Raw genomic sequence first — 25,753 nt, forward strand, 5'->3', positions numbered from 1 at the left:
GGGGGAGGGGGGGGAGGGGGGGGCGCCCCCCCCCGTCGTCGCCGCCCTGCCCGTGCACGACCGCGTCGGCTACCGGTGGCGCCGGCTGGTCACGCTCACGATGGTCGCGGAGCTCGCCGCCACCCTGGGCGACCGGGAACGGTGCGCCCGGCTCCACGACGAGCTAGTGCCGTTCGCGGACGGGATCGCGGTTCTCGGCGGCGCGGTGTTCACGACCGGGCCGGTGGCGTTCCACCTCGGCGTGCTGGCCGCCGCCCTGGACCGGTGGGACGACGCTGTTGTGCACCTGCAGCGCGCGGTCGCGCTGTCCGACCGCCTGGCGGCGCGGCCGTACCGCGCGCGGGCGCGCACGGAACTCGCCCGCGCGCTGCTGCGCCGCGGCCGGCCCGGCGACCGACCCGCGGCCCGGGACCTGCTCGTCGCTGCGATCGCCGAAGGTGACGAGCTGGGGCTTGCGGCGGTCGCCGAACGCGCCGCAGCCGAGCTCGCCGAACTCGACCGGCGCCGGCCCGTGGAGCAGAACGTCTTCCGCGTCGACGGGGACGCGTGGATGCTCGCCTTCGCCGGTCGGACGGTGCGGCTGCGGGATGCGAAGGGGCTGCGCGACCTCGCCCGGCTGTTCCGGGCGCCCGGCCAGGAGATCCCGGCGACCGTCCTGCTTCACCAGGGCCTGATGCCGGCGAGCGGAGCCGCCCCGGTCCTGGACGAGCGGGCCCGCGCGGAGTACGCGGCCCGCATCGCTGCACTCGACATCCAGCTGGCCGATGCCGACGCCGAGGGCGATCCGGAGCGGTCGGCGCGGCTGGCCGCCGAGCGGGAGGCGGTCATCGGCGAGCTCGCGCGCGCCACCGGTCTCCGCGGCCGCCGCCGGCGGCTGGGCGATGATGCGGAACGCGCGCGCACCACGGTGACCGCCCGGATCCGCGACAGCATCCGGCACGTCGAGCGGGTGCACCCCGAGCTCGGGCACCACCTGCGCCTCTCGGTCGTCACCGGCACCCGCTGCTGCTACCGGCCCCCGGAGCCCGTGACGTGGCAGCTGTGAGCCGAAGGCGTCGTCGATCCCACGGATCGTGAGTCGCGATCTCACGCCACTGCGGGTGAACGACACCGACGGCAACAGGAGGCGGACATGTCCCTGGACCAGGATCAGCTCGAGCAGGCGGTCGGCAGTGTGTTCGCCGACCTCGGGGTCGGATTCACCGGGCCCGTCGTCGTCCTCGGCGACCGGCTGAGGCTGTGGACCGCCATGGCCGGCGCCGGCCCGCTGACACCGGCCGAGCTGGCGGCGAGAACCGGCACGGTCGAGCGGTACGTTCGGGAGTGGCTGAGCACGATGGCCGTGGCAGGCTACGTGCACTACGACCCGGCGGCGCGGACGTTCACGCTGACCGACGAGATGGCGGCGGTGTTCGCCGATGACGCGAGCCCCACGTCCCTGATCGGCGTCTTCCCGGCCCTCATCGCATGCTGGACCGACCTCGACGCCGTCGAACGGTTCTTCCGCAGCGGCGGCGGGATGGGCTGGGGCGAGCACCACCCTGCGCTGAACGGCGCCCAGGCGCGGTTCACCCGGCCGATGTACGGGGCGGGGCTGGCCCGGTGGATCGGGGCGCTCGACGGCGTCGCCGGGACACTGGAGCGCGGCGGCCGGATCGCCGACATCGGCTGCGGGTACGGCGTGGCGTCGCTCCTCATGGCCGAGGCGTTCCCGGCGGCCACCGTCGTGGGGATCGACATCGACCCCGGGTCGGTCGCCACCGCTCGCAAGGCAGCCGCCGACGCCGGCGTGGGCAACCGCGTCGCCTTCGAGGTCGCCGATGCGACGGCCTTCCCGGGCCTGGACTACGACCTCGTCGTCTTCACCGACTGCCTGCACGACCTCGGCGATCCGGTGGCCGCCGCCGCACACGCGCGGTCCACCCTGGCACCAGGCGGCACGGTGCTCGTCGTGGAGCCGTTGGCCGCCGATCGCCTGGAGGACGACTTCAGCAACCCGTACGCGCGCATCGGCTACTCGGTCTCGACCCTGGTCTGCACGCCGTCCTCGCTCGCGCAACCGGGAGCCCGGGCGCTGGGGACGATGGCCGGGGAGAAGCGGCTGCGCCAGGTGCTCGCCGACGCGGGGTACAGCAGGGTCCGGCGCGTGGCGCAGGACGCCGCACCGCTCAACATCGTCCTCGAGGCCCGGCCATGACCGAGCTGGCAGCGCTGGACGCGGTCGCGCAGGCCGACCTCGTCCGGCGCGGGGAGCTCACCGCGGAGGAGTTGGTGGCGGCGGCGATCGAGCGGATCGAGGCTCTCGACCCGGTGCTCAACGCCGTCGTCACGCCGATGTTCGAGCACGCGCAGGGCGCGGCCCGCCGCGCCCCGGCGGGCCCGTTCCGGGGCGTCCCGTTCCTGGTCAAGGACCTGCTGGTCGACGTGGCGGGCGTCCGGATGACGGCGGGGTCGAGGTTCCTGCGCGACACCGTGTCGGTGCACGACTCCGAACTGGTGGTCCGGTTGCGCCGGGCCGGACTCGTGATCGTCGGGAAGACCAACACCCCGGAGTTCGGGATGGTGCCGGCCTGCGAGCCGGTGCGGCACGGTCCGACCCGCAACCCGTGGGACGTCACGCGTTCGACGAGCGGCTCCAGCGGTGGATCCGCCGCCGCCGTCGCGTCCGGCATGGTCCCGATGGCGCACGCCAACGACCTCGGCGGGTCCATCCGGTTCCCCGCCGCGGCGACCGGCCTCCTCGGGCTGAAGCCCACCCGCGCGCGCAACCCGCTCGGCCCCGGGTGCGGCTACGTCGTCAGCGGCTGGCTCACCGAGCACGCCGTCACGCGGTCGGTGCGCGACAGTGCGGTCCTGCTGGACGCCACGGCCGGTCCGACCCCTGGCGACCCGTACCCGGCGCCCCCGCCGGCCCGGCCCTTCGCTGCGGAGGTGGGCGCCGACCCGGGGCGGCTGCGCATCGCCTTCACCTCCCGCACCCCGGACGGTTCCCCCGGCGATCCCGACTGCGTCGATGCGCTGGACGACGCCGTCGCCCTGTGCTCGTCGCTCGGCCACGAGATGCTCGAGGCCAACTTGCCGGGGCTCACCCCCGCGGTCGGCGCCGCCATCGGCACCGTGTTCCACGCGGCTACCGCCTGGACGGTGGGCCACTGGGTGCGCAGGCTGGGCCGCGAGCCAGGACCCGACGAGCTGGAACCGCTGACCCAGGCCTACCGGGAGGCGGGCGAACGGGTGTCGGCCGCGGAGTATCTGCTCGCGATCGGGGAGCTGCAGGCCTTCGCCCGCGGCGTGGCGGCCTTCCTCACCGACGTCGACCTCTGGCTGACGCCGACGACGTCCAGCCCGCCCCCACCGCTCGGTGAGATCGTCTCGACACCCGACGATCCGATGCGTGCACTCCGGCGGGGCGGCCCGACCGTGCGGTATCCCGCCGTCGTCGCCAACCTCACCGGCAACCCCGCCATGTCGGTGCCGCTGTGGTGGAACGACGCCGGGCTCCCGGTCGGCGTCCACTTCCTCGGCCGGTTCGGCGACGAGGCAACCCTCCTCCGCCTCGCCGCCCAGCTGGAGCAGGCCCGGCCGTGGGCGGAACGGACGCCGGCCGTCAGCGCGTTCACCGCTGCGGCGATATCGGAAAGTCGCGCGTGAGGTGCATGTGCCGAGACCCGGGTTCCCAGGGTGCGTCGGGCGGGATTCCGCGACGGGGACGGCGATCTCGGCGGGGCCTCCCGCCATCCCCACACTGCCAACGAGTCGCCGATCACCTTGCATAGTGCTTCGACACACTTCAACATAGACGTGTGTCGAAGCAGGAGATCCGCCTCGGGGCGCAGTGCGGTCCGGTGCCGCTCGCGCGCCCACCGTTGAGCCCCGAGCACGCCGCCACGCTCGCCGCCGGGTTCAAGGCTGTCGCCGACCCGACCCGGCTGCGCCTGCTGAGCCTCATCGCCTCCCACGAGGGTGGCGAGGCCTGCGTCTGCGATCTCACTGACGCCTTCGAGCTGTCCGGGCCCACCATCAGCCACCACCTCAAGGTGTTACGCGAAGCCGGCCTGATCACCGGCGACCGGCGCGGCACCTGGATCTACTACCGCGCCCTGCCCGACGCCCTGGCCGCACTCGCGCGCGCCCTCGCCCCCCACGAACTGGAAGTCACCGCATGAGCAGCGCTCCGCCCGAGCTCGACGCCCCCGTCGCCGCACGGCTGTCCACCCTGGACCGGTTCCTGCCCGTCTGGATCATTGCCGCCATGGTCGTCGGCCTGCTCGCCGGCCGGCTGATCCCCGGGTTGGGTGGGGCGCTGGACGCGATCGCGATCGACGGCGTCTCGCTGCCGATCGCGCTGGGGCTGCTGATCATGATGTACCCGGTGCTGGCGAAGGTTCGCTACGACCGGCTCGACCGGGTCACCGGCGACCGCCGCCTGCTGATCAGCTCGTTGGTGCTGAACTGGGTGCTCGGTCCGGCGCTGATGTTCGCTCTCGCCTGGTTGATGCTGCCGGACCTGCCGGAGTACCGCACGGGCCTGATCATCGTCGGGCTCGCCCGCTGCATCGCCATGGTCATCATCTGGAACGACCTCGCCTGCGGCGACCGCGAGGCGGCCGCGGTGCTCGTTGCGCTGAACTCGGTGTTCCAGGTCATCGCGTTCGCCGCGCTGGGCTGGTTCTACCTGTCGGTGCTCCCGGGCTGGCTGGGCCTGCCGCAGGCCGATCTCGACGTCTCCGCGTGGCAGATCGCGAAGTCCGTGCTGATCTTCCTCGGGATCCCGCTGGTCGCGGGCTACCTCACCCGCCGGTTCGGGGAGAAGGCCAAGGGCCGCGAGTGGTACGAGCAGAAGTTCCTGCCGAAGGTCGGGCCGTTCGCGCTCTACGGGCTGCTGTTCACGATCGTCGTGCTGTTCGCGTTGCAGGGCGACGCGATCACCTCCCAGCCGCTGGACGTCGCCCGGATCGCGCTGCCGCTGCTGGCCTACTTCGCGATCATGTGGTTGGGGTCGCTCGCCCTGGCCAAGGCCGTCGGCCTCGGCTACGAGCGCTCGGCGACGCTGGCGTTCACCGCGGCCGGCAACAACTTCGAGCTCGCCATCGCCGTGGCGATCGCGACCTTCGGGGTGACCTCCGGGCAGGCGCTGGCCGGCGTCGTGGGGCCGCTGATCGAGGTCCCCGTCCTCGTTGCGCTGGTCTACGTGTCGCTGGCCCTGCGCAAGCGGTGGTGGGGCGCCCGCGCCGCAGCCGATCGATGACCGACCCGCCCGCCGGGTCGGCGCAGCGGCCGCGGCTGCTCACCGATGTCGCGGTGCTCGAGCGCATGGTCGCCGACCTCGCGGCCCGGTTCGCCGGGATCTTCTCCGAGCAGACGATCTACCGCTACGTCTTCGAGTCCTACACCGCGCTGCGCCGCACGGCGACGGTGACCACCCACCTGACCGCGCTGACCCGGCGTTTCGCCACCGACCGCCTCACCGCGCTCGCCCACTCCGAAGGAGTCCTCGTGTCCGGAGTTCCCGAGGTCCTGTTCGTCTGCGTCCACAACGCCGGCCGTTCCCAGATGGCCGCCGCCTTGCTCGATCACCACGCCCAGGGCCGGGTGCACGTGCGCTCGGCCGGGTCCACCCCGGCAGACGAGATCAACCCGGCCGTCCGGGAGGTGATGTCGGAGATCGGGCTGGACCTGTCCAAGGAGTTCCCCAAGCCGCTCACCGACGACGTCGTCCGCGCCGCCGACGTGGTGATCAGCATGGGGTGGGGTGACGCCTGCCCGGTCTACCCGGGCAAGCGCTACCTGGACTGGGAGCTGACCGACCCGGCCGGCAGGTCCGCCGCGGAGATCCGCCCCATCCGCGACGACATCGACCGCCGCGTCCGGGCCCTGCTCGCCGAACTCACCGCGTCCGCCCCGGCCGAGGGCGCCACGTCGTGACGCCGTCGGTGCTGTTCGTCTGCGTCAAGAACGGCGGCAAGTCGCAGATGGCCGCCGGGCTGATGCGCCGAGCCGCCGGCGACAGCGTGACCGTGCACTCGGCCGGAACGCGGCCCGGCGGGGCGATCAACGCCCTGTCCGCGGAGTCCCTCGCCGAGGTCGGCGTGGACGTCACCGGCGAAACCCCGAAGCCCGTCGACCCGGAGCTGCTGCGTTCGGTCGACCTCGTCGTCACCCTCGGCCGCGAGGCCCAGGTCGAGGTGCCCACCGGGACCGAGCTGCGGAACTGGGACACCGACGAGCCGTCCGAACGCGGCATCGACGGCATCGAGCGGATGCGTCTCGTCCGTGACGACATCGACGCTCGCGTCCAAGCGCTGCACGCCGAACTCGTCCCCGCTACCGACCGATAGTCCCGCGCTGCCGCCGGTGGTGGTGGTGGTGGTGGTGAAGGCGCAGGGCCGGGACGACAACGTCGAGCACGTGGACGTGGTCGCACGGTCACCCCGCCGCCCGCGCGATCATGGTCGCGGTCAACACAGATCGACTCGACGACGCGCTCGACGTGATCGATCGAAGCCATGCCGAGCTCGTCTCGGCGCGCGGGATCGTCGATGCGGTCGAGACCACCCTGAGAGACATCACCGTCCAGTCGTGGGACGGTGCCCCGGTCTCGATCGGGCCGCTGGCCCATCAGCTGGGTGTGCAGCCGGCGACGTTGCGCCGCTGGGAACGCGACGGGCTGTTGCGGCCGGGCCGCGACCACCAGGGTCACCGGGTGTACGTCGCCGGTGACGTGCGCGACGCGCACCTCGTCGGCCAGCTCCGACGGGCCGGTCATTCGATCGCCGACATCCGGTTGCTGCTCGACGAGCTCCGAGATGCTCGTGATCCCGCCACGTCACACGTCCGTTGGCCGATCGCCGGCAGGCTCTGAACGCCCGGTCCCGAGCGATGCTGGCCGCGGCCACGGCGCTGCACCGGTATCTCGACGCGCGAACTGCCGGGTGAGAGTTCCGGGCCACGCTGCGTGGCGGCGGGTGTGAGCGGTCTTTGCGGCAGCGGTCCGAGCAGGTCAGGCGCCCCGATCTTTCGACGTCTGCGGCTGCGGCAGGGATGCGTCAGCGGGGGCCGGACGCGTCGAGGCGGGCGATGATCACGGCAGTGTCGTCGGCGCGGTCCTGCCCGGTGAGCATGCGCACCATGATCTCGTCGATGATCAGGTCGGGGGCAGCGGGGGTGAGTTGTGCGGCAGCGGCGGCCAGACGATCGAGTCCGTCGTCGATCGTTTCGCCACGGCGTTCGACCAGCCCGTCGGTGTAGAGCAGCACGGACGATCCGGGTGTGAGGTGGATCTGCCCTTCGTGGAACGGGGGGTCGTCGAAGACGGCGAGGCAGGGCCCGCGGCCGGCCTCCAGGTAGCGAGGTGTGCCTCGGGGCTCGACGACGAGCGGCGGGAGATGCCCGGCGCAGGCCCAGCGCAGACGACCGGTGCTGGTGTCGAGGACCATGACGGTGGTGGTGCTGCCTCGTGCCCCGTCGATCCGGCTGGTGAAATGGTTGAGGTGCTCGAGGGCTCGTGCCGGGGTGTGGCCCTCGAGCAGGTAGGCCGCCAGCGCGCTGCGGAGTTGGCCCATCATGGCCGCGGCGGCTGCGCCCTGCCCGACGACGTCGCCGACGACGAAGGCGGTGTGGTCGGCGTCGAGGTGGAGCACCTCGTACCAATCGCCGCCGGTGTCGACTCCTTCCGCGCCGGGCAGGTAGCGAGCGGCCAGCGAGAGCCCGGGCAGATCGGGCAGCGCTGCCGGTAGCAGGGCGTGCTGCAGGGTTTCGGCGGTGTTCGACAGGCGCTGCAGCAGGCGATCCTGCCGGATACCGACGGCGATCTGGCTGGCGATCCCGGCCAGCGCATCCAGGGTGGTGTCGGGGAGCGGGTGTCGCGCGAACAGGCCGAGGACGCCCATGAGTTCCTCGTCGACGATCAACGGATAGCCGGCGAAGGCCTGCATGCCCTCGCGGCGAGCCCACTCCTGGTCGTTGATCCGGGGGTCGCCGATCACGGAGTTCGTCAGGTGCGGGCGCCGTTCGGCGGCGATCAAGCCGATCTTGAGTGCTCCGACGGGGACGTGGCCGTGTGCGCCGTCGAGGTGGGTGTACAGGCCGGCGCTCGCGCGCAGGTGCAGCATGTTCCGGACGGGGTCGAGGACCCAGATGCGGGCGAACGCGGCGTCAAGACGGTCGACGGTCGCCTGCGCGGTCTTCTGCAGCCGCACCGGCAGCGGGCCGCCGGCGGTGACGGCGGCCGCGACGTCCCCGCTGAGCAGGGCGTGGCTGGTGCGTTCGGCGAGTTGCCGCTCGACCTGAACGCGGTCGGTCACGTCCTCGACGAGGACCAGGGTCCGTTCGCGCCCGTGGGTGTCCAACACCTGCTGCGGGCTGATGCGCACGGTCTGGGCGGCCCCGTCCGGGCGGGTCCGCTCGAAGGTGGCGTTCGGATCGGCCGGGTGCGCGAGGTGGTGGCGCAGGCGGGTACCCGTGGGCGAGGGGAACAGCGCGGTGAGACAGTGGTGCAGGGACTCCGGTGCGGCCAGGTCGAGGATCTCAGCAGCCCGATGGTTCCAGGCGGCCACGCCACCGGTGTCGTCGAGCATCACCGCCCCGATCGGGGCCTGGTTGAGGAACTCCCCGAACATCTGCTCGCCCACCTGCCGGCCGATTCCCGCGGCGCCGGCCGACAGCTGTCGTTGCGCGGCGGCGCGGACGCCGGCGTACTGCGCGCGCCGCGCCATCCCGTGCAACAGCCGGCGGACCATCGCGGGCAACTCGTCGGCCCGGGCCGCGGGTATCGCGCGGACCTGGTCATCGGAGAACAGCAGCGGCACGGTGGCGAGTTTTGCTTCGGTCGCCGGCGTCGACACGGCGAGCACCGCCACATCGATGCCGTCCGGGCGCACGGCATGGACCATCCCGACGGGCGCGGGCAACTCGCGGCCGATCAGCACCACCGTCGCCCCTCGACGGCCTGCGTCAGGATCGAGATGCGTCAGGACCTCCTCGGCGGCGACGTCGATCAGGTCGACCTCGGCAGCGAGCGCGGTCTCCAGCGCAGCCGCGACCTCGGGGATCACACCGACGAGCAGCACTCGAGGCCGGGCCGCGGGCATTCACGCCTCCAGCAGCGGTTGGTCCAGCAGAGCCTTGCCGACCCAGACCCGCAGTGTGTCGGTCAGTGGAGCCATCACGTGCGCGGCGCGGGCGTCGCGCAGGTGCCGGTGCAATGCCGAGTCCTGCGCGTACCCGACGCCGCCCGTCATCGAGAGGGCATCGTTGACGACGGTCTGGGCAACCTCGGCGACCTCTGCTTTCGCCGAGCACAACCCGAGCAGAGCCTCCGGGCCGCCCGCGTCTGCCTCCGCCGCTGCGTGGTAGATGAGCCGTCGGGTGCGCTCCACCCGGGCCCACATCTCACCGAGCCGATGCTGCACCAGCGGGAGGGTGGCCAAGGTCCGGTCGCTGTGGCTGTGCCTCCGCCGCAGCAGGTGGGTGCGCGCCTCGTGCAGTGCCGCGGCGGCCACCCCGAGATAGGTCCCGGCCATGGCCATCAGGAAGTAGGGGGCGACGACGTTGAAGACGTACCAGATCTGGTCACCCTCGTCGCCCAGGAGCTGCGAGTCGGGGATCTGCACCCCGCGCAGCTGCAGCGTCCGGGAGGAATTGCCCCGCATGCCGAGCCCCTGCCACGGCGCCTCCCACTCCATCCCGGGCAGGTCCGCCTCCACCACCGTGCAGGAGAACTGGCCGGGCGGGGCCGCGGGGTCGGTGGCGACCGTGGACACGACGTAGGAGTCGGCGTGACCACCGTTGGTGACGAAGCTCTTGGTGCCGGTCAACTCCAACGAGTCGGAACCGAGGTGCTGCATCCGGGTCTGGGGCAGCCAGAACTCCCCACCCGTGCCCGGCTCGGACACCGCGAGCGTCGTCAGGTGCCGTCCGGCGGCGATCGGGCGCAGATAGCGCTCCTGCTGCAGCGGGGTCGCCTTCGCCGCGATCACCGCGGAGGCCACCAGGTGCATGCCGAAGCAGATCGAGGTCGATGCGCACGCCCGCCCCGTGGCCTCGCCGACCTGGGCGACCGCCAGGAGGCCGTGCCCCAACCCGCCGAACCGCTCCGGTACGACCAGCCCGCCGAGCTCGTCCCGCAAGCCGGACATCCCTGCAGCGGGCCACCGCCGTTCCGCGTCCACCGCGGCTGCTGAAGGGGCGAGCACGACCTCGGAGATCTTCCGGGCACGTGCAACGGCCTCGCCCAGCTCCACCTGTCCCAAGGCCCGCCTCCAGTTCACTTCCGTTTGGCGGCGCGCGGGTGATGATCGCTCGCCCCGACCTGCAGCTCGTCGTCCCGTGTCCGCGGCGCGCAGAGCGGGAGCCGTGAGCGCTCCGCCGACGCGAGCACGGGCAGCATAATCCGGTCCGGGTCGAGGCAGAGGATGCGCGGGCTGCCCGGGCCCCACAGGAGGTCGACGTGTCGGCAGCAGGTGGTCTACATGTCGATGTCGCTCGACGGGTGCATCGCCGACCGCCTACCTCTCCGACTCAGATCTCGGGTGGGCGGGAACGACCAGGACGGGTCGGCGTTGGCGCTGGATGACCCCGTGTGAGACCGAGGGATCGACCAGGCGGGCGAGCGCGCGTCTGAGACCTTCACCGCGGGTGCCGACGACGATCAGGAGCGCGTCGTGCTCGGCGGCGGCCCGAGCGAGTTCGCATGCCGGGTCGCCGCGGCGGTCCTCGTAGCTCCAGGCCACGTCGGTGTCGCCGAGGAGGCGGGCGACGCTGCGGCGTTGCTCGGCGAGGCCGGCGGCGCCCTGTTCCTCCCAGTCCCAGGCGTCCGGATCGACCGGGTAGTCGGCCAGGCAGACGGTGTGCACGACGTGCAGGCGGGCGCCGAGCCGGCGGGCGAAGTCGGTGGCGACGAGCAGGGCGTGGTCGCTGGAGGGGTCGCGGCCGTAGCCGACGACCAAGGTCGGCTCCACGGTCGGCTCACGGTCGTTCGGGCTGGTCACAGCGTCCTCCCGGGTGGTTCCAGGGTAGGCCGTCCGGGCATCCGCGTCAGCACTCTCAGGTCAGCAGGGTGCGGGTTGCCCACCAGCCGAGCGCGGCGACGAGCAGCCCGGCGATGACGCTGCCGGCGAGGTTGGCCACGGCGGTGACGCGGGCCCGGTTCTCGAGGAGGGTGACGGTTTCGTAGCTGAAGGTGCTGTAGGTGGTCAACGCCCCGCACAACCCGACCCCGGCCGCGGCCGACACCGGGGCAGGGAGCACGGCGGCGGCGCCGGTGAGCGCGCCGAGCAGCAACGAGCCGACGATGTTGACGGTGAAGGTGCCCCACGGGAACCGGCGCCGGTGCCGGGCCTGCACGGCGCGGTCGATCAAGTACCGAAGGGGAGCGCCGACCGCCGCTCCCATGCCGACCCACAGCATCGTCAGGGCGCTCATCGGGGGGTCTCCGCGGGGGGCCGCAGTGAGCGTCCGGCGAGTAGTCGGGCGGCGACGACCCCGATGGCGCAGCCGAGCACGGCCAGCGCCGGGGTCGCCACGAGGTAGCCGAGCGCGGCCGCGGGCCGGCCGGCGTCCAGCAGGGTCAGGGCGTCCACCGTGGCGGTGGAGAAGGTGGTGTAGCCGCCGAGCACCCCGACCCCGAGGAACGGGCGCACCAGCCGATGCGGTCTCACCAGTTCGGTGATCACCACCATGAGCACGCCGATCAGCAGGCAGCCGGAGATGTTCACCAGCAGCGTCGACCACGGCCAACCCTTGGGTGCGTGCGGCAGGGCGAGCCCGAGGCCGTAGCGGGCCTCCGCGCCGAGGACCCCGCCGGCCGCGATCGCGCCCAGCACGTCCAGCCGGTGCCCGGCCGGCTCGCGGCGCGGCGCCGGCACCGCCAGGTCGACGTCCGGGTCCACGACTCCCGACCCGGCCTCGAGCAGCGGCTCCGCCGCGGGTTCACGCGGGGTCCGGCGGCCCGCAGCCTGGTCAGGCCCCTTTCTCCGTTCGGTCATCGCGTGGGCCGTACCGCCACCAGCCGGCGACCGACCGGGCAACCAGCACCAGCAGCGGCAACGCGCCGATCAGCAGGCACGCGGCCAGCAGCAGCGTGGCGCTGCGCAGCAGCAACCCCAGCACCAGCAGGGCGAGCGTCGACCAGAACAGCCGCCACCAGATCCGCGGAACCTCCCCGGACGGCGTGGCGCGGGCCGTCCGCATCAGTCGTGCCAGCTCGGGGTCCTCGGCGTCCAACGCCCGTTCGATCGCGCGCAACGCGCGCCGTTCCCGACGTGAGAGCGACACTGCCGATCACCGGCCGGCCCCACAGCAGCCACCCGGACCGGGCGGCGTCGAGGAACGTGCGCTGGAGAACTGGGCCGACATCGACACCTCCTACCCACAGATCAGCCCTGTCGGTAGGAGCCATCAGCCCGGGCGGGCGGTTGAAGGCGAGCCCCATCACCTGTATCTCGGGAACACCCTACCTGCTCCGGCTCGCGGCGAATTGGGCGTCGCCAACGTCAACGTGGTCAGCTGGTCCACGCGGGTCGCCGGGAATCGATCCGTCGGCCGGCCGGGTTCCCGTCCGGCCGGATCGGCTCACAGACGTCCGGGGCGACGGCGCCGACTGAGCGCAGCGAGGGAGAGCGATGAGCATCAGCCAGGGCGATGTCGCGGACGATCACCTGACGGAGGGGGACCCGCAAGCGTCCGGCGACCGCAACGTCCTGGAGGGGCGTGCGGACGAGGTCTGGGACCTGCTCGTGGTGGGTGGCGGCACGGCCGGGATCGTGGGTGCGCGCACGGTGGCGTCGTTCGGGGCGTCGGTGCTGATGGTGGAGCGGGACCGGCCGGGCGGGGACTGTCTGTGGACCGGGTGCGTGCCGAGCAAGGCGTTGCTCGCCGCGGCGTCGGCCGCGGCCGACGCGCGTGCGGCCGGCCGGGTCGGGGTGCACGTCGAGGGCGTGTGGGTCGACTTCGGCGAGGTGATGGCGCACGTGCGTGCCGCGATCGCCGCGATCGAGCCGGCGGACTCGCCGGAGACGTTGCGCGGTGCGGGGGTGCAGGTCGTGCGGGGTTCGGCCCGGTTCACCGGCGCCGGTTCGGCTCGGGTCGACGGTGTCGGCGGCGGGGGTGAGGTGCGGTTCCGGCAGGCGCTGATCGCCACCGGGTCGGCCCCCGCCGTGCCGCCGATACCGGGCCTGCGCGAGGCCGCACCGCTCACCAGTGACACGGTGTGGGACCTGCGCGAGCTTCCCGACCGGCTGGTCGTGCTCGGCGGCGGCACCATCGGCTGCGAGCTCGGGCAGGCGTTCGCCCGGCTCGGCTCGACGGTGACGATCGTCGAGGCGGCGGACCGGCTGCTGGGCAACGAGGATCCCGAGGCCGCACAGCTGGTGACGGAGGCGATCGTGCGGGACGGCGCCACCGTCCTCACCGGTGCGCCGGTCAGCGCGGTGGAGGACGCCGCCGGGGGACGGGAAGTCGTGCTCGAGGATGGCCGGCGGGTGCGCGCCGACGCCGTACTGGTGGCGCTGGGTCGCCGCCCGAGCACCGCCGACGTGGGGCTCGACGCCGCCGGTGTCGAGGTCGACGACAGCGGGTTCGTCGTCGTCGACCCCCGCCTGCGGACCACCAACCCGCGGATCTGGGCGGCGGGCGACGTGAGCGGGCACCCGCAATTCACCCACGTGGCCGGGGTGCACGCCTCGACCGCGGTGAGCAACGCCGTCCTCGGGTTGCGCCGCACCGCGGAGGTGCGGGCGGTCCCGCGGGTCACGTACACGGCGCCGGAGGTGGCGGCGGTGGGGGTCGGGGCGGACGAGCCGGGGGTCACGGTGCGCACTGTGAGGCACGACGAGGTGGACCGTGCCGTCGCCGAAGGCCGTACGAGCGGGTTCTCGCGGCTGGTGCTCGACCGCCGGGGGAGGGTCGTGGGGGCCACGGTCGTGGGGCCGCGGGCGGGTGAGACCCTCGCCGAGCTGACCCTGGCCGTGCGCAGCAACGCGAAGGCCGGCGACCTGGCCGGCACGATGCACCCCTATCCGACCTTCGGCGACGGGCCGTGGAACGCTGCCGTCGCCGACGTCCGGGCCCGGCTCGCGGCCCCGTTCGCCCGCCGGGCCACCGACGCGCTGGTCACGATGCGTCGGACGTGGCTGGAGCTGCGGGCTCAGCGCAGGACGCGATAGTCCGCCTCGGTGACCGTAGCGGCCGGAGGCGAGCATGCTTGTGCGGGATCTCCTGGACGACCCGGCACTGGCCCCGGACGTCCGGGTTCCCGGGAAGATGGACCGCCTGGTCCGGTGGGTGCACACCGTCGAGGTGCCCGACTCGGGCCGGTTGCTGCCCGGGGGCGAACGTCCCGCTGCGCAGGCCGATCTGTGGCGACGGAGGCGGTCAGGGCGCGGTCATCACGCCGGTCGCGCATGTGGGACACCGGGCGCGACAACGGTCCGGCACGTCGTGGCGATGGCCGAGCACGTCAGCCGTCCGACCTCGCCCCCCGCACGTCCGGCTCGGCGGCGTCGAGGTCCAGCTCCGGCGGCGGGACCCGGAACCCGCGGGTGAGGTGGAGGAGCCAACCGAAGCCGATCAAGGCCCAGACGACGCCCAGGAGCAGCGCCTTGGAATCCAGGTTGGTGATCAGCCAGCCGATGACCAGCAAGCCGATCAGCGGCTGGACGACCCAGGACAGCGCGCTGCGCTGTACCTGGCTGCGGTCGCGGAGGTATTGGGCGATGACCGCGATGTTCACCGCGGCGAAGCCCATGAAGGCGCCGAAGTTGATGAACGAGGTGGAGGTCGTGACGGTCAGCACCAACGCGAGGAGCCCGACTGCGCCGGTGAGCAGCACGTTGAGAAACGGGGTGTGAAAGCGGGGATGCACGGCGGCGAAGACCTTCGGAGGCAGCACGCCGTCCCGGCCCATCGCGTACATCAGCCGTGCGCCGGCGGCCTGGATCGGGATGCCGGCGGTGAACTGGACGATCACGGTGGCGAGGAAGATCGCCCCGAACAGATCGCCGCCGACCTCCTTGGCGATGTCCAGAGCTGCGCTGTCGACGTTCGCGAACTCACCACCCGGGTGCACCAGTTGGACCGAGTATGCGACCAGCACGAAGATGAGGCCGGCCAGGGCAGCAGTCATCACGATCGCGCGGGGCACGGTGCGGCGCGGGTCCACGGTCTCCTCGGCGAACGTGCTGACGGCGTCGAATCCGATGAAGCTGTAAGCGGTCAGGGCAGCGCCGGCTGACACCGCGCTCAGCGTCGAGGTGGTGTTCCAGAACGGATCGGCGCTGAAGGCGCCGCCGACGCCGGACGTGCCGATCACGGTGTCCAGTGAGAACACGACGAAGAACGCCAGGATCAGGACCTGGAAACTGATCAGCGCGAGGTTGAGTCGGGTTGCGACGCGGATGCCGATCACGTTGAGCGTCGTGGTGAGCACGATGAACGCGAGCAGGAAGAGCCAGCTCGGCACCTCCGGGAACTGGTTGGACAGGTAGGCGGTTCCGAAGAGCCACACCACCATCGGCAGGAACAGGTAGTCCAGCAGCAGGGCCCAGCCGGTCATGAATCCGACCCGACCGCCGATGGCGCGGCGGGCATAGGTGTAGGCCGACCCGGCGCGCGGGTAGAGCCTTGCGAGCTTGCCGTAGCTGAACGCCGTGAAGATCATCGCGACGGTGGCCAGGCCGTACGCCGTCGCGAGTGTTCCGTTGCTCGCCTCGGAGAAGACTCCGAAGGTGGTGAGCACGATGAACGGAGTCACATAGGCGATTCCGAAGAGGACGAGCGGCCACAATGTGAGGGTCCGCTCGAGGTGTGGGCTGTCAGCCTTCATCGGTGTCTCCGTTGGTTCGTGCCGTGCCGGGTTCCCATCGAGCGGGGTCGAGCCGGCCCGAGTACAGGGGGACGGGGACGACCGGGTCACCTGGGCGCATCTGGGACCACATCCGGTTCAGCCCGCAGGTGCCGTGGGTACGGGCCCGGGTGACCGCGTCGAGGTCGACCACGGTCAACAGGGCGGGGGCCCCGCCGACCGCCTGGCAGCGGACCAGGCCCTCGGGGTCCACGGCGAGGCTTCGCCCGGTCCCGACGGGGTCGGATGCGTTGACGCTGAGGACGTGGACCTGGTTGTGGATGGCGGCCGCCGGGCGAGGACCAGCTCCTGCTCGCGGTCGCTGGTGGTGGTCTGCGTGGGGATCACCACGACTTCGGCGCCCAGCCAGGCCAGATGCCGGACGACCTCGGGGAACCACAGGTCGTAGCAGATCGCGAGCCCGACCCGGCCGACCTCGGGGATGTCGAACGTGGTGAAGGCGTCGCCCGGGTGGAAGGGCTCGGTGGGCCGCCAGGGGAAGATCTTCCGGTAGCTCGCGGCCAGCTCGCCGTCGGGGGAGAGGACGACGGCGGTGTTGAACAACTCGCCCTCGGGGCCGCGCTCGACCACCGTGCCGGGCAACAGCCACACGCCCGCTTCGCGGGCGATGTCGCGAAGGGCCTCCATCCGGGGCCCGTTCAGCGGCTGCGCCATCTGCTGGTACTGCGACTCGCGCTCCGTCCGCGACCCGTCCGCGTGGCAGGTGTGGAACTCCGGGTAGACGAGCATCCGGGTCTCGGGGAACTCCCCGACCAACCGCAGCACGTCGGCTCGCAGATGTTCCACCGCTCCTTCCGGTGCCAGGGGAGCGGTCTGTGCCATGAGCACGGGTAGCAACCTCATGGGTACCTCCGTCGTCGTCGCCGGGACCTTAGACATCCAAGGCCAGCCCCGAAAGAGCAGTGACGCACAATTCCTGCGCGCTTGCATGTGCACATTGGGCAGGTCTGGGTCGGGTCATGGCGACCGTTCGGCGGCCACCTGAAGTGCGATCCATGCGCTCACGCGGACGTCGGGGTCGTCCAGTGACCGGTCCAGCGCCCGCTCGATCTGCTCGACCCGGTTGCGCACCGTGTTCCGGTGGACACCGAGCTCCTCGGAGACCTTGAGTCGCGAGCCGTTGTGCCGGAGGAAGGAGCGCAGGGTCTGGATCAGTTCACGGTCGCCACCGAGCCGAGTGACGAAGGTGGTGGCGAACGCTGCGGCCCGGTCGTCGTCGAGCACCGCCATCGCCCCCTCGCCCACCATCCGCTCCCACCGGACGACAGGGGCTGCGGGCGATGCGACGGCCAGGGCGTGCCCGGCGTTGGAGTGGCTGCGGCGGGCGTCCTCGAGCGACACCGGATCACCGACGCCGACCCGAAGGCCACGCCCGCCCCACTCGCCGACCACGGCGTCCAGGACGCCAGGGGCGGCGAGCAACCACAGCTCGTCGGCGACCCGGCCGGCCAGTATCGGGTCGTCCTCCAGGGCGGCCAGGGCGTCGTCCATCGCATCCGCGCCACCCCGGGCGCGGGCCATCACGACCATCGGCGGAAGTGTCACGGGAGATTCGCTGCTGGCCTCGAGCACGATCGCCGCCGAGGACGCGTCGGCCCACACGAGCAGCTCCAGTGCACGGGTCCGCAGCCGCCGTGCGGTGTCCCGTCGTTCGCGGCGGGTCTCGGCGGTCAAGCCGAGGAGCGCCACACCGGAGGCGATCACGGTGCGCTCCAGATCGCCCACCCGTCCGGGGACGTGGACCGCGAGGTACGAGACGGGTCTCCCGCTCAGCCCGATCGGCTGCACGACCAGGGTCCCCTCGGCGGTCTGCACGCTCGTCGCCGCGTGCAGCCCCTGGGGGCGGATGCGATCGACCTCCGCCGACACCACCGCGAGGTCCAGGTCATCGTGCCGCGGGCCGACCGGCGCCACCGCATCCCGGCCGACCAGAGCTGCCGCCCCGTCGACCAGCTGAGCGAGTCGGGACACCAGGGCGGACGGGTCGTCCTGGTGCAACGCCGCCTGGGTCAGCTGCCGCTGGGCGGCCAGCTGGGCTCGGGCGGCGGCCTCCGCGGCGACCTCCAGCATCGAGGCGACGGTGCGGCTGATCGCGACGAAGGTCGTCGGGCGGGGGACCTCGATGAGGTTCATCCCCCGGTCCCGGCAGGCCGCCACCAGTCCCGCCGGTGGCGTCGAGTGGGTGAGGCCGATGGCGAAGCCGATCCCGGCCACCTGCATCCCGGCCAGCCGGTCCACGTAGGCCGGCCACTGCCTGTCCCACCCCTTCATCTCCAGTCCCGTGGTGAGCACGACCTCGCCGCCCTCCAGGAACGGGGTGGGGTCGGCGAGCTCGCTGGTCGCCACCCACCGGATAGCGGCTGCCTCGTCCGCAAGATGAACGGGGACCAGCGCGAGCGAGGTGTCGGCGAGGAGATCGGTGACCGTGACCACCGTGCCATCCTTGCACAAGGGAAGCTGGCGATGTTGTGCATGGAGGGCGTTCCCCCGGTGCGTGCGCTGACTTAGCGTTGCTGCTCCCGCGTACTGCTTGGAGCATCCCCATGACTCAACGCGCCACGGTCACCGGCGGCCCCTTCCTGCCCCAGCGGCGTCGCCTCGTCACCGAGATCCCCGGTCCGCGATCCCGGGACCTGTTGGCCCGCAAGGGCGCCGCCGTGCCCCGCGGCGTCGGGACCACACTGCCGGTCTTTGCGGTGGCCGCAGGTGATGGCGTCGTCGTCGACGTCGACGGCAACTCGTTCATCGACTTCGGTTCGGGCATCGCCGTCACGACCGTGGGCAACAGCGCTCCTCGGGTCGTCGAGGCGGTGACCGCGCAGGTGCAGGCGTTCACCCACACCTGCTTCATGGTCACGCCCTACGACACCTACATCCGGGTGGCGGAGGAGCTGAACCGGCTCACCCCGGGCGACCACGACAAGCGCACGGTGCTGTTCAACTCGGGTGCCGAGGCGGTCGAGAACGCGGTGAAGATCGCCCGCTCGTACACGAAGAGGCAGGCGGTCGTCGCGTTCGACCACGGTTACCACGGCCGGACCAACCTCACGATGGCCCTGACCGCCAAGAACATGCCCTACAAGAGCGGCTTCGGGCCGTTCGCCGGCGAGGTCTACCGCGCCCCGCTGTCCTACCCGTTCCGGGACGGCGGCCGCGACGGCGCCGAGGCGGCCCGGGAGGCGGTCGACGTGATCGAGAAGCAGGTCGGGGTGGACAACCTCGCTGCCCTCGTCATCGAGCCGATCCAGGGCGAGGGGGGTTTCATCGTGCCGGCCCCCGGCTTCCTGGCCACGCTCGCCGAGTGGTGCCGGGCCAACGACGTGGTGTTCATCGCCGACGAGGTGCAGACCGGCTTCGCGCGGACCGGCGAGATGTTCGCGGTCGACCACGAGGGCGTCGTACCGGACCTGATCGTCACCGCCAAGGGCATCGCCGGTGGCCTGCCGCTCGCCGCGGTCACCGGCCGCGCCGAGATCGTGGACGCCCCGCACGTGGGCGGCCTCGGCGGCACCTACGGCGGCAACCCGCTCGCCTGCGCCGCCGCACTGGCCGTCGTCGAGACCATCGAGTCCGACGGCCTGCTCGACCGTGCGCGCGCGATCGAGAAGACGATGAAGGAGCGGCTCACCGCGCTCCGGCAGAGCGACCCGCGGATCGGGGAGGTGCGGGGGCGCGGCGCGATGATCGCCGTCGAACTCGTCGAGCCCGGCAGCACGACCCCGGACCCCGACCTGACGAAGCGCGTTGCGGCGGCGGCCCACGCCGACGGCCTCGTCGTGCTCACGTGCGGCACCTACGGCAACGTGCTCCGGTTCCTGCCACCGCTGTCGATGCCCGACCACCTGCTCACCGAGGGCCTCGACGTGCTCGAGCGGATCTTCGAGGCGACCCGGTGACCGTCGTACTCGATCCGGTCACGCGACCGCACCCGCTGGACGACGCCCGCACCCAGCTGCGCCAGGCCGTCGACCTGCTCGGCTACGACGACGGGATCTACGCGATGCTCGCGGCTCCACGCCGTGAGGTCACCGTCAGCATCCCCCTGCGCCGCGACGACGGCACGACCGAGCTGCTCACGGGCCACCGGGTCCAGCACAACCTCTCCCGCGGCCCGGCCAAGGGCGGCCTGCGCTACAGCCCCGACGCGACCCTCGACGAGGTGCGGGCGCTGGCGATGTGGATGACGTGGAAATGCGCGCTGCTCGACGTGCCGTACGGCGGCGCGAAGGGCGGCGTGCGGATCGACCCGCGGCGGTACTCCATTGCGGAGCTCGAGCGGGTGACCCGTCGCTACACCACCGAGATCAGCCCGATGATCGGGCCCGAGCGCGACATCCCGGCCCCGGACATCGGTACCGACGAGCAGACGATGGCCTGGATGATGGACACGTTCTCGGTCCAGCACGGCCACACCGTCCTCGGCGTCACCACCGGCAAGCCGGTCAGCCTCGGCGGCTCGCTCGGGCGGGCCACGGCGACCTCGCGCGGCGTGGTGCACGTGGCGCTCGCCGCGCTGCGCAGCCGGGGCATCGACCCCGCCCGGGCCACCGCCGCCGTCCAGGGCTTCGGCAAGGTCGGCCGCTACGCCGCGCGCTTCCTGGCGGAGGCCGGTGTGCGGGTGGTCGCGGTCGGCGACCAGTACGGCGCCGTCGCCGACGAGCGCGGACTCGACGTCCCCGCGCTGGAGGCGCACGTCGACGCGACCGGCAGCGTCGTCGGCTTCACCGACGCCATCGGGGGCGACGAGCTGCTCGAGGCGGAGGTGGACCTGCTCGTGCCGGCCGCGGTCGAGGGCGTGCTCACTGCCGGCAACGCGCCGCGGGTGCGGGCGAAGGTGATCGTGGAGGGCGCCAACGGCCCCACCACGCCCGAGGCCGACGCGATCCTCCGCGCCGCCGACACCCTCGTCGTGCCCGACATCCTGGCCAACGCCGGCGGCGTGATCGTGTCGTACTTCGAGTGGGTGCAGGCCAACCAGGCCTACTGGTGGAGCGCCGCCGAGGTCGAGGCGCGGCTCGCCGACCGGATGCTCGCGGCCTGGGACCGGGTCAGCGACCACGCCGGCCGGCTCGGCCGGCCCCTCCGCACCGCAGCCACCGCCCTCGCCGTCGAACGCGTCGCCCAGGCGCACGTGCAGCGCGGCCTCTACCCCTGACCCCGAGGAGAGCCCTCATGACCATCACCGCACCCACTGTCCCCGCACGCGTCGCGGGCCTCGTCGCCGAACTGGACGCCGTCCGCGGCGTGTGGATCGGTGGCACCGGACGGGCCGCCACCGACGGCACCACCTTCGCCGTGGACGACCCGGCGACCGGCGAGAGCATCGCCGCCGTGGCCGACGCCGGGACGCCGGAGGCGGTCGCGGCGGTCGACTCGGCCGCAGCGGCCCTGCCGGGCTGGGCCGCCACCCCGGCCCGCACCCGCGGCGAGGCGCTGCGCCGCGCCTACGAGCTGATGGTGGCCGACACCGAGCGGCTGGCCGCGCTGATCGCCTGGGAGAACGGCAAGGCCCTGCCCGACGCTCGCGCCGAGGTGGCCTACGCCGCGGAGTTCTTCCGCTGGTTCGCCGAGGAGGCCGTGCGAACCGATGGCGAGTACGGACCGTCCCCGGCCGGTGGCACCCGGACCGTGGTGACCCACGTCCCGGTCGGCGTGGCCGCGCTCGTGACCCCGTGGAACTTCCCCGCGGCCATGGCGACCCGCAAGATCGCGCCCGCTCTCGCGGCCGGCTGCACCGTGGTCCTCAAGCCGGCCTCGGAGACGCCCCTGACCGCGCTCGCGGTGGCCCGGATCCTCACCGCGGCCGGCGTGGCCGACGGCGTGGTCAACGTCGTGCCCACCAGCAGTTCCTCGACGGTGGTCACGAGCTGGCTGGAGGACCCGAGGGTCCGCAAGATCTCGTTCACCGGCTCCACCCCCGTCGGCCGGATCCTGCTCCGCCAGGCCGCCGACCGCATCGTCAACTCGTCGATGGAGCTCGGCGGAAACGCCCCGTTCGTCGTGTGCGAGGACGCCGACCTCGGCGCGGCCGTGCGGGGCGCGATGGTGGCGAAGTTCCGCAACGCCGGCCAGGCCTGTACCGCGGCCAACCGCTTCTACGTGCACGCCGACGTGGCCGACGAGTTCGTCGCCCGGTTCGGCGCCGCGATCGAGGCGCTGAGGGTGGGGTCCGCGTTCGCCGACCGCACCGAGATCGGTCCGCTGGTGAGCAGCAAGGCCCGGGCCGGTGTCGCTGCGTTGGTCGACGAGGCGACAGCGGGCGGCGCCGCCGTGACGCACCAGGCGCGCGTACCGTCCGGCGACCGCGGCTGGTTCTACCCGCCGACGTTGCTCACCGGCGTGGACGCGGGCGCCGCCATCCTGCGGAACGAGGTCTTCGGCCCGGTTGCTCCGGTGGTCACGTGGACGTCGGAGGACGAGATGCTGCGGTGGGTCAACGACACCGAGTTCGGGCTGGCGGCGTACGTGTACTCGGGTTCGCTGCAACGCGCGATGCGCATCGCCGAGTCCGTCGAGGCCGGGATGGTCGGTGTCAACCGCGGCATCGTGTCGGACCCCTCGACGCCGTTCGGAGGCGTGAAGCAGAGCGGCCTGGGTCGCGAGGGTGCCCGCGAGGGTCTGCGGGAGTTCCAGGAGACGAAGTACCTCAGCGTGGAGTGGACATGAGCCGCCGCATTCTGATCGTTGGAGGGGGCTACGCCGGGCTCACCGCAGCCCGGCGCCTGCTGTCCAAGGGTCCCCGCGACATCGACGTCACGCTCGTCAGCCCGCACGCGTACATGACCTACCAGCCGCTGCTGCCCGAGACCGCGGCCGGAACGGTCCAGCCGTCGCACGTGGTGGTGCCGCTTCGCTCCGCACTGCCGGGTGCGCGGGTCCTCACCGCGGCGCTCAGCGCGCTCGACACCGACCGGCGGGTCGCCACCGTCACGGCCGCCGACGGCACGGTGCAGGAGCTCGCCTACGACGAGGTGGTGCTCGCGGTCGGCTCGGTGACCCGGATCCTGCCGGTACCGGGGCTGGTCGAGCACGCGGTCGGGTTCCGCACCGTCGAGGAGGCGCTTCATCTGGGCAACCGGGTCCTGCACGCGCTCGACCGGGCCGCGACCACGGCGGACGCCGCCACGCGCCGGCGCGCGCTGACCTTCGTGTTCGCCGGCGGCGGGTACGCCGGGATCGAGGCGCTCGCCGAGCTCGAGGACATGGTGCGCCGCACCCATCCGTCGCTGCATTGCGAGACCCGATGGGTGCTCGTCGAGGCGGCAGACCGCATCCTCGCCCAGATGCCGGAGCGGCTCGCGTCGTACGTGCACCGCCGCCTCGCCGCGCGCGGCGTCGAGGTGGTCACGGGCGCCCGCGTCGAGTCCATCGCCGACGGACACGTCCGGCTCAGCGACGGGCGGGTCCTGGACACCGAGACGGTCGTGTGGACGGTCGGCGGCGTGGCCTCGCCGGTGCTGCGGCAGGTCGGTCTCCCCGTCGACCAGCAGGGCCGGGTCGCCGCCGACGAGCACCTGCGGGTCTGCGACGGTGTGTGGGCGCTCGGGGACTGCGCCTCGGTTCCCGACATTCACACGGGTGGGCCGTGTGCGCCGACCGCGCAGCACGCCGTCCGCCAGGCCGTCCGCGTCGCCGACAACGTGCTCGCGCACGTCCGTGGTCGCCGGCTGCGCCCGTACCGGCACAAGGACGCCGGCGCAGTGGCCTCGCTCGGGCTGCGCAAGGGCGTGGCCGAGCTCTACGGAGTGCCGGTCCGCGGCTACCTCGCCTGGCTGGTCCACCGGCTGTACCACGGCAGCCGGCTGCCCTGCCGCCGCCGCAGGCTCTTGGTGACCATCCTCTGGCTGCTCGGTTCCACCAGCCGGGAGCCGGTCGCCCTGCACGCACTGGAGTCTCCGCGCGCGCCGCTGCAGGACGCCCATCGCCACCAGAGCATCGCCTGACCGCCGCCACGTACCGGGTCCCGGGGAGCCGATCGATCCCCTTCATGCCGCGCACACCACGGCGACGCAGCCGAGGGGTTGATCGGCGATGGGCGGCTGCGGGCCGCGGCGGGTCGCTCGGTCCGTCCCGTGCGGGCGCGGCGGGCGAGGTCGACCACCGGACGGCCTCGCGCCGGCGCGCACGACGTCGCTCGGCCCGGCAGTGCCGGACCGAGCGACGTCCGCGCGGCGGGTGTTCCATCGGCCGCCGGGAGGAGCGGGTGGGGCGTGTGGGCTCAGCGTGCGGGGGTCCCGCAGGAACCGCAGAAGCGGACGTCGGGGCCGAGGACGGCGCCGCAGGTGGTGCAATGCGTTCGGCCTCCGGCGGGGTGCCGGTCTCCGGCGGGCGGCCAGGACTGCCCGGTGGTGGCCGCATGCGCGGGAGCCCATGCTCCGGTGCCGGGGTGGCCCGGCCAGTGCGGGCCCGCCGGGGCTGCCGCCGCCCGAGCCTGCTCGGAACGCTGCCGCTTCGGACGGATGAGCGCGAACCCGGTGATCGTCGCGACGCCGATGAACGCGCCGACCGCGATGACGATGGGCGCCCAGCCGGGCAGCCAGCGGTCGCCGTCGCCGGCACTCGGGCCCGGAAGCGCTCCCACGGTGGCCGTCGGCTCGGTCTGCGGGGCGGAGCGCGGCGGGGCGAGCTGCAGTCCCTTGGCGCGGAGCCAGTCCCGCAGGTCCGTCGTGTCGGTGATGAAGTTGAAGGCCTGCTCCTCACCGCTGATCTTGAATGAGTTCACCCCGAGCACGTTGCCCTCGGCGTCCACGGTCGGTCCGCCGGACATCCCGCCGGAGAGATCCGCGTTCACCTCGATCTGCGGCACCCCTTCCGGGCTCACCTGGGCACTCGAGGCCGTGCCGGTCTTGAAGCTGGCCCGCACGAGGGTGCCGTCCACGACGCCGTCGACCGAGGCCGGGAACCCGACGGCCGTGAGAGCGGTGCCGCTCTTCGGGTCGTCGTCCGCGATGGGTAGCGGAACGGCATCGGTGACCTCGACCTTGAGCAGCGCCACGTCGCCCTCCGCGGACGGGCGGAAGTCGACGAGCTGAGCGGCCACCGGGTCCTCGAGCACGGCACCGTCGACGGCCCCTGGTTGGACGACCTGGATGACCCTCGTCATCGGTGCCCCGTCGGTCGGACCTTCGACCTTCCAGTTGACGAGTGCGTCGGGCAGGAGCGCTTGGGCGTCGGCCGCGGTGAGGAGCCCCTCAGCGACCTGCTGGTCGAGGAACGCCGCGATGACATGCGCCCGGGCCCTGTCGGGCTGGACGCAGTGCCCCGCCGTCACGATGTGCCCGGTCGGGGTCACCAGGAAGCCACTGCAGCTGCCGTAGTACTGCACCTCGTCGGACCAGACGTAGCCCTCGGCGGTGGAGTACAGGACGTAACCCGCCCAGCCGATGGTGATCTGGACGATGCTCTTCTCGACCATGGCGTTGAGCTCCTCGGGCGAGGACAGGGCACGGGGCTGAGCGAATGCGGCGGTGGGTGCGAACAGCTGGGCGATGACGACCAGCAGCAGCGTGAGAACGCCGATTCTCCAACGTTTCGACATCTTGCCTGCTCCTTTGCTCGGTGAGGGCCGCGGGACGTGCAGCGGATCTCGTGGTGCTCATCGCTGCCGGACGCATTTCCTGCATTTCTGACGACCGCTGTTCGACCTGGGCCGTGTGCTGGATTCGGGGAGAACCTGCACGTCGAAGGGCGACCGTGGGGCGGAGAACCCGTCGGCGCTGTTACGTCGGGCCCTTGTCACGCCCGCCTGGGGAGGGCTATCCCAGAACCGGGGGCCTTATTCATAAGCCGCGAAGAAGAATAGTCCGACAATGGCTTTGACTGCGCTCGGGTACTTGCTGATCGGTGCGCGGTATCGGCCGCCTTCTTCGCTGAGCATCCGCCACGTCTTGAGAT

Annotated in this window: 23 protein-coding genes, 1 pseudogene and 1 riboswitch; of the genes and pseudogenes, 14 read left to right on the forward strand and 10 right to left on the reverse strand. The window is 72.5% G+C overall.

Going from position 1 to position 25,753, the window contains the following annotated elements; translation table 11 throughout:
- The 9 genes and pseudogenes from KME75_RS22840 to KME75_RS22875 all read left to right on the forward strand — a co-directional run.
- Window positions 1-1,045: ABC transporter C-terminal domain-containing protein (locus tag KME75_RS22840; protein WP_281424638.1), on the forward strand; the 1,045-nt coding region annotated here is incomplete at its 5' end.
- Window positions 1,046-1,132: 87 nt separating this feature from the next.
- A complete protein-coding gene (locus KME75_RS22845; RefSeq protein WP_219416919.1) occupies window positions 1,133-2,197 on the forward strand; it encodes a class I SAM-dependent methyltransferase in 1,065 nt (354 codons plus the stop codon).
- Window positions 2,194-3,651: an amidase gene (locus KME75_RS22850; protein ID WP_219416920.1), complete on the forward strand. Its 1,458-nt coding sequence runs from the start codon at window positions 2,194-2,196 to the stop codon at window positions 3,649-3,651. The genes KME75_RS22845 and KME75_RS22850 overlap by 4 nt, the downstream gene beginning before the upstream one ends.
- A 152-nt stretch (window positions 3,652-3,803) precedes the next feature.
- Window positions 3,804-4,166 (forward strand): ArsR/SmtB family transcription factor, encoded by a 363-nt coding sequence (locus KME75_RS22855; RefSeq protein ID WP_219416921.1) that lies wholly within the window; start codon window positions 3,804-3,806, stop codon window positions 4,164-4,166.
- The gene (gene arsB / locus KME75_RS22860) at window positions 4,163-5,248 is read left to right on the forward strand and encodes an ACR3 family arsenite efflux transporter (RefSeq protein ID WP_219416922.1); all 1,086 of its coding nucleotides are present in this window, start codon (window positions 4,163-4,165) and stop codon (window positions 5,246-5,248) included. The genes KME75_RS22855 and arsB overlap by 4 nt, the downstream gene beginning before the upstream one ends.
- Window positions 5,249-5,313: 65 nt before the next feature.
- Window positions 5,314-5,466, forward strand: a pseudogene (locus tag KME75_RS46880) (three-helix bundle dimerization domain-containing protein); the annotation flags it as partial.
- Between the two features lie 30 nt (window positions 5,467-5,496).
- The gene (locus KME75_RS46885) at window positions 5,497-5,925 is read left to right on the forward strand and encodes an arsenate reductase ArsC (protein WP_219416939.1); all 429 of its coding nucleotides are present in this window, start codon (window positions 5,497-5,499) and stop codon (window positions 5,923-5,925) included.
- Entirely contained in the window at window positions 5,922-6,338 is a 417-nt protein-coding gene (locus KME75_RS22870; protein ID WP_219416923.1) for an arsenate-mycothiol transferase ArsC, read from the forward strand. Before KME75_RS46885 ends, KME75_RS22870 begins: the two co-directional genes overlap by 4 nt.
- 152 nt (window positions 6,339-6,490) lie before the next feature.
- Window positions 6,491-6,862 (forward strand): MerR family transcriptional regulator, encoded by a 372-nt coding sequence (locus KME75_RS22875; RefSeq protein WP_219416924.1) that lies wholly within the window; start codon window positions 6,491-6,493, stop codon window positions 6,860-6,862.
- Window positions 6,863-7,046: 184 nt separating this feature from the next.
- On the opposite strand, the gene KME75_RS22880 is transcribed toward KME75_RS22875, so the two are convergent.
- The 6 genes from KME75_RS22880 to KME75_RS22905 form a co-directional block, all read right to left on the reverse strand.
- A complete protein-coding gene (locus KME75_RS22880; RefSeq protein ID WP_219416925.1) occupies window positions 7,047-9,089 on the reverse strand; it encodes a SpoIIE family protein phosphatase in 2,043 nt (680 codons plus the stop codon).
- Complete coding sequence (locus tag KME75_RS22885) at window positions 9,090-10,241, reverse strand: acyl-CoA dehydrogenase family protein (protein WP_308283006.1); 1,152 nt, start codon at window positions 10,239-10,241, stop codon at window positions 9,090-9,092. It lies immediately after the preceding gene.
- Window positions 10,242-10,505: 264 nt separating this feature from the next.
- On the reverse strand, window positions 10,506-10,988 hold the full coding sequence (locus KME75_RS22890; protein WP_219416927.1) for a universal stress protein: 483 nt from the start codon (window positions 10,986-10,988) through the stop codon (window positions 10,506-10,508).
- Window positions 10,989-11,043: 55 nt separating this feature from the next.
- Window positions 11,044-11,421, reverse strand: a complete 378-nt coding sequence (crcB, locus tag KME75_RS22895) for a fluoride efflux transporter CrcB (RefSeq protein WP_372452648.1) — start codon at window positions 11,419-11,421, stop codon at window positions 11,044-11,046.
- Window positions 11,418-11,984 carry a fluoride efflux transporter FluC gene (locus KME75_RS22900; protein ID WP_219416928.1) on the reverse strand — a complete coding sequence of 189 codons (567 nt, stop codon included), beginning with the start codon at window positions 11,982-11,984 and terminating at the stop codon, window positions 11,418-11,420. The genes crcB and KME75_RS22900 overlap by 4 nt, the downstream gene beginning before the upstream one ends.
- Window positions 11,959-12,273 (reverse strand): DUF3040 domain-containing protein, encoded by a 315-nt coding sequence (locus KME75_RS22905; protein ID WP_219416929.1) that lies wholly within the window; start codon window positions 12,271-12,273, stop codon window positions 11,959-11,961. Before KME75_RS22905 ends, KME75_RS22900 begins: the two co-directional genes overlap by 26 nt.
- Before the next feature lie 107 nt (window positions 12,274-12,380).
- Window positions 12,381-12,443, reverse strand: a riboswitch (Fluoride riboswitch).
- 177 nt (window positions 12,444-12,620) lie between these two features.
- On the opposite strand from KME75_RS22905, the gene KME75_RS22910 reads away from it, so the two are divergent.
- Complete coding sequence (locus KME75_RS22910) at window positions 12,621-14,162, forward strand: dihydrolipoyl dehydrogenase family protein (protein ID WP_219416930.1); 1,542 nt, start codon at window positions 12,621-12,623, stop codon at window positions 14,160-14,162.
- Window positions 14,163-14,455: 293 nt separating this feature from the next.
- Here KME75_RS22910 and KME75_RS22915 read toward each other — a convergent pair whose 3' ends face one another.
- The 3 genes from KME75_RS22915 to KME75_RS22925 form a co-directional block, all read right to left on the reverse strand.
- Window positions 14,456-15,820, reverse strand: a complete 1,365-nt coding sequence (locus tag KME75_RS22915) for an APC family permease (RefSeq protein ID WP_219416931.1) — start codon at window positions 15,818-15,820, stop codon at window positions 14,456-14,458.
- Between the two features lie 174 nt (window positions 15,821-15,994).
- Window positions 15,995-16,645, reverse strand: a complete 651-nt coding sequence (locus KME75_RS22920; RefSeq protein ID WP_219416932.1) for a carbon-nitrogen hydrolase family protein — start codon at window positions 16,643-16,645, stop codon at window positions 15,995-15,997.
- Between the two features lie 171 nt (window positions 16,646-16,816).
- The gene (locus tag KME75_RS22925; protein ID WP_219416933.1) at window positions 16,817-18,292 is read right to left on the reverse strand and encodes a PucR family transcriptional regulator; all 1,476 of its coding nucleotides are present in this window, start codon (window positions 18,290-18,292) and stop codon (window positions 16,817-16,819) included.
- A gap of 110 nt (window positions 18,293-18,402) precedes the next feature.
- Between KME75_RS22925 and gabT the strand changes: the two genes are divergently transcribed.
- The 4 genes from gabT to KME75_RS22945 are packed head-to-tail and all read left to right on the forward strand — an operon-like array spanning window position 18,403 to window position 23,802.
- Window positions 18,403-19,755, forward strand: coding sequence for a 4-aminobutyrate--2-oxoglutarate transaminase (gene gabT, locus KME75_RS22930; protein ID WP_219416934.1), 1,353 nt, complete (start codon window positions 18,403-18,405; stop codon window positions 19,753-19,755).
- Entirely contained in the window at window positions 19,752-21,014 is a 1,263-nt protein-coding gene (locus tag KME75_RS22935) for a Glu/Leu/Phe/Val family dehydrogenase (RefSeq protein ID WP_219416935.1), read from the forward strand. Before gabT ends, KME75_RS22935 begins: the two co-directional genes overlap by 4 nt.
- 17 nt (window positions 21,015-21,031) lie before the next feature.
- A complete protein-coding gene (locus KME75_RS22940; RefSeq protein WP_219416936.1) occupies window positions 21,032-22,525 on the forward strand; it encodes an NAD-dependent succinate-semialdehyde dehydrogenase in 1,494 nt (497 codons plus the stop codon).
- Window positions 22,522-23,802: an NAD(P)/FAD-dependent oxidoreductase gene (locus KME75_RS22945; protein ID WP_219416937.1), complete on the forward strand. Its 1,281-nt coding sequence runs from the start codon at window positions 22,522-22,524 to the stop codon at window positions 23,800-23,802. Before KME75_RS22940 ends, KME75_RS22945 begins: the two co-directional genes overlap by 4 nt.
- 275 nt (window positions 23,803-24,077) lie before the next feature.
- On the opposite strand, the gene KME75_RS22950 is transcribed toward KME75_RS22945, so the two are convergent.
- On the reverse strand, window positions 24,078-25,397 hold the full coding sequence (locus KME75_RS22950) for a trypsin-like peptidase domain-containing protein (RefSeq protein ID WP_219416938.1): 1,320 nt from the start codon (window positions 25,395-25,397) through the stop codon (window positions 24,078-24,080).
- Window positions 25,398-25,753: the final 356 nt, after the last annotated feature.

The organism is Pseudonocardia nigra (assembly GCF_019396355.1).
GTDB classification, from domain to species: Bacteria; Actinomycetota; Actinomycetes; order Mycobacteriales; family Pseudonocardiaceae; genus Pseudonocardia; species Pseudonocardia nigra.

Bases quoted from the DNA above. Each gene is read 5' to 3' on its own strand.
- KME75_RS22845 (WP_219416919.1), top strand. From the start codon at position 1,133: ATGTCCCTGGACCAGGATCAGCTCGAGCAGGCGGTCGGCAGTGTGTTC.
- KME75_RS22850 (WP_219416920.1), top strand. From the start codon at position 2,194: ATGACCGAGCTGGCAGCGCTGGACGCGGTCGCGCAGGCCGACCTCGTC.
- arsB (WP_219416922.1), top strand. From the start codon at position 4,163: ATGAGCAGCGCTCCGCCCGAGCTCGACGCCCCCGTCGCCGCACGGCTG.
- KME75_RS22880 (WP_219416925.1), bottom strand. From the start codon at position 9,089: ATGCCCGCGGCCCGGCCTCGAGTGCTGCTCGTCGGTGTGATCCCCGAG.
- crcB (WP_372452648.1), bottom strand. From the start codon at position 11,421: ATGAGCGCCCTGACGATGCTGTGGGTCGGCATGGGAGCGGCGGTCGGC.
- KME75_RS22900 (WP_219416928.1), bottom strand. From the start codon at position 11,984: ATGACCGAACGGAGAAAGGGGCCTGACCAGGCTGCGGGCCGCCGGACC.
- KME75_RS22910 (WP_219416930.1), top strand. From the start codon at position 12,621: ATGAGCATCAGCCAGGGCGATGTCGCGGACGATCACCTGACGGAGGGG.
- KME75_RS22915 (WP_219416931.1), bottom strand. From the start codon at position 15,820: ATGAAGGCTGACAGCCCACACCTCGAGCGGACCCTCACATTGTGGCCG.
- gabT (WP_219416934.1), top strand. From the start codon at position 18,403: ATGACTCAACGCGCCACGGTCACCGGCGGCCCCTTCCTGCCCCAGCGG.
- KME75_RS22940 (WP_219416936.1), top strand. From the start codon at position 21,032: ATGACCATCACCGCACCCACTGTCCCCGCACGCGTCGCGGGCCTCGTC.
- KME75_RS22945 (WP_219416937.1), top strand. From the start codon at position 22,522: ATGAGCCGCCGCATTCTGATCGTTGGAGGGGGCTACGCCGGGCTCACC.
- KME75_RS22950 (WP_219416938.1), bottom strand. From the start codon at position 25,397: ATGTCGAAACGTTGGAGAATCGGCGTTCTCACGCTGCTGCTGGTCGTC.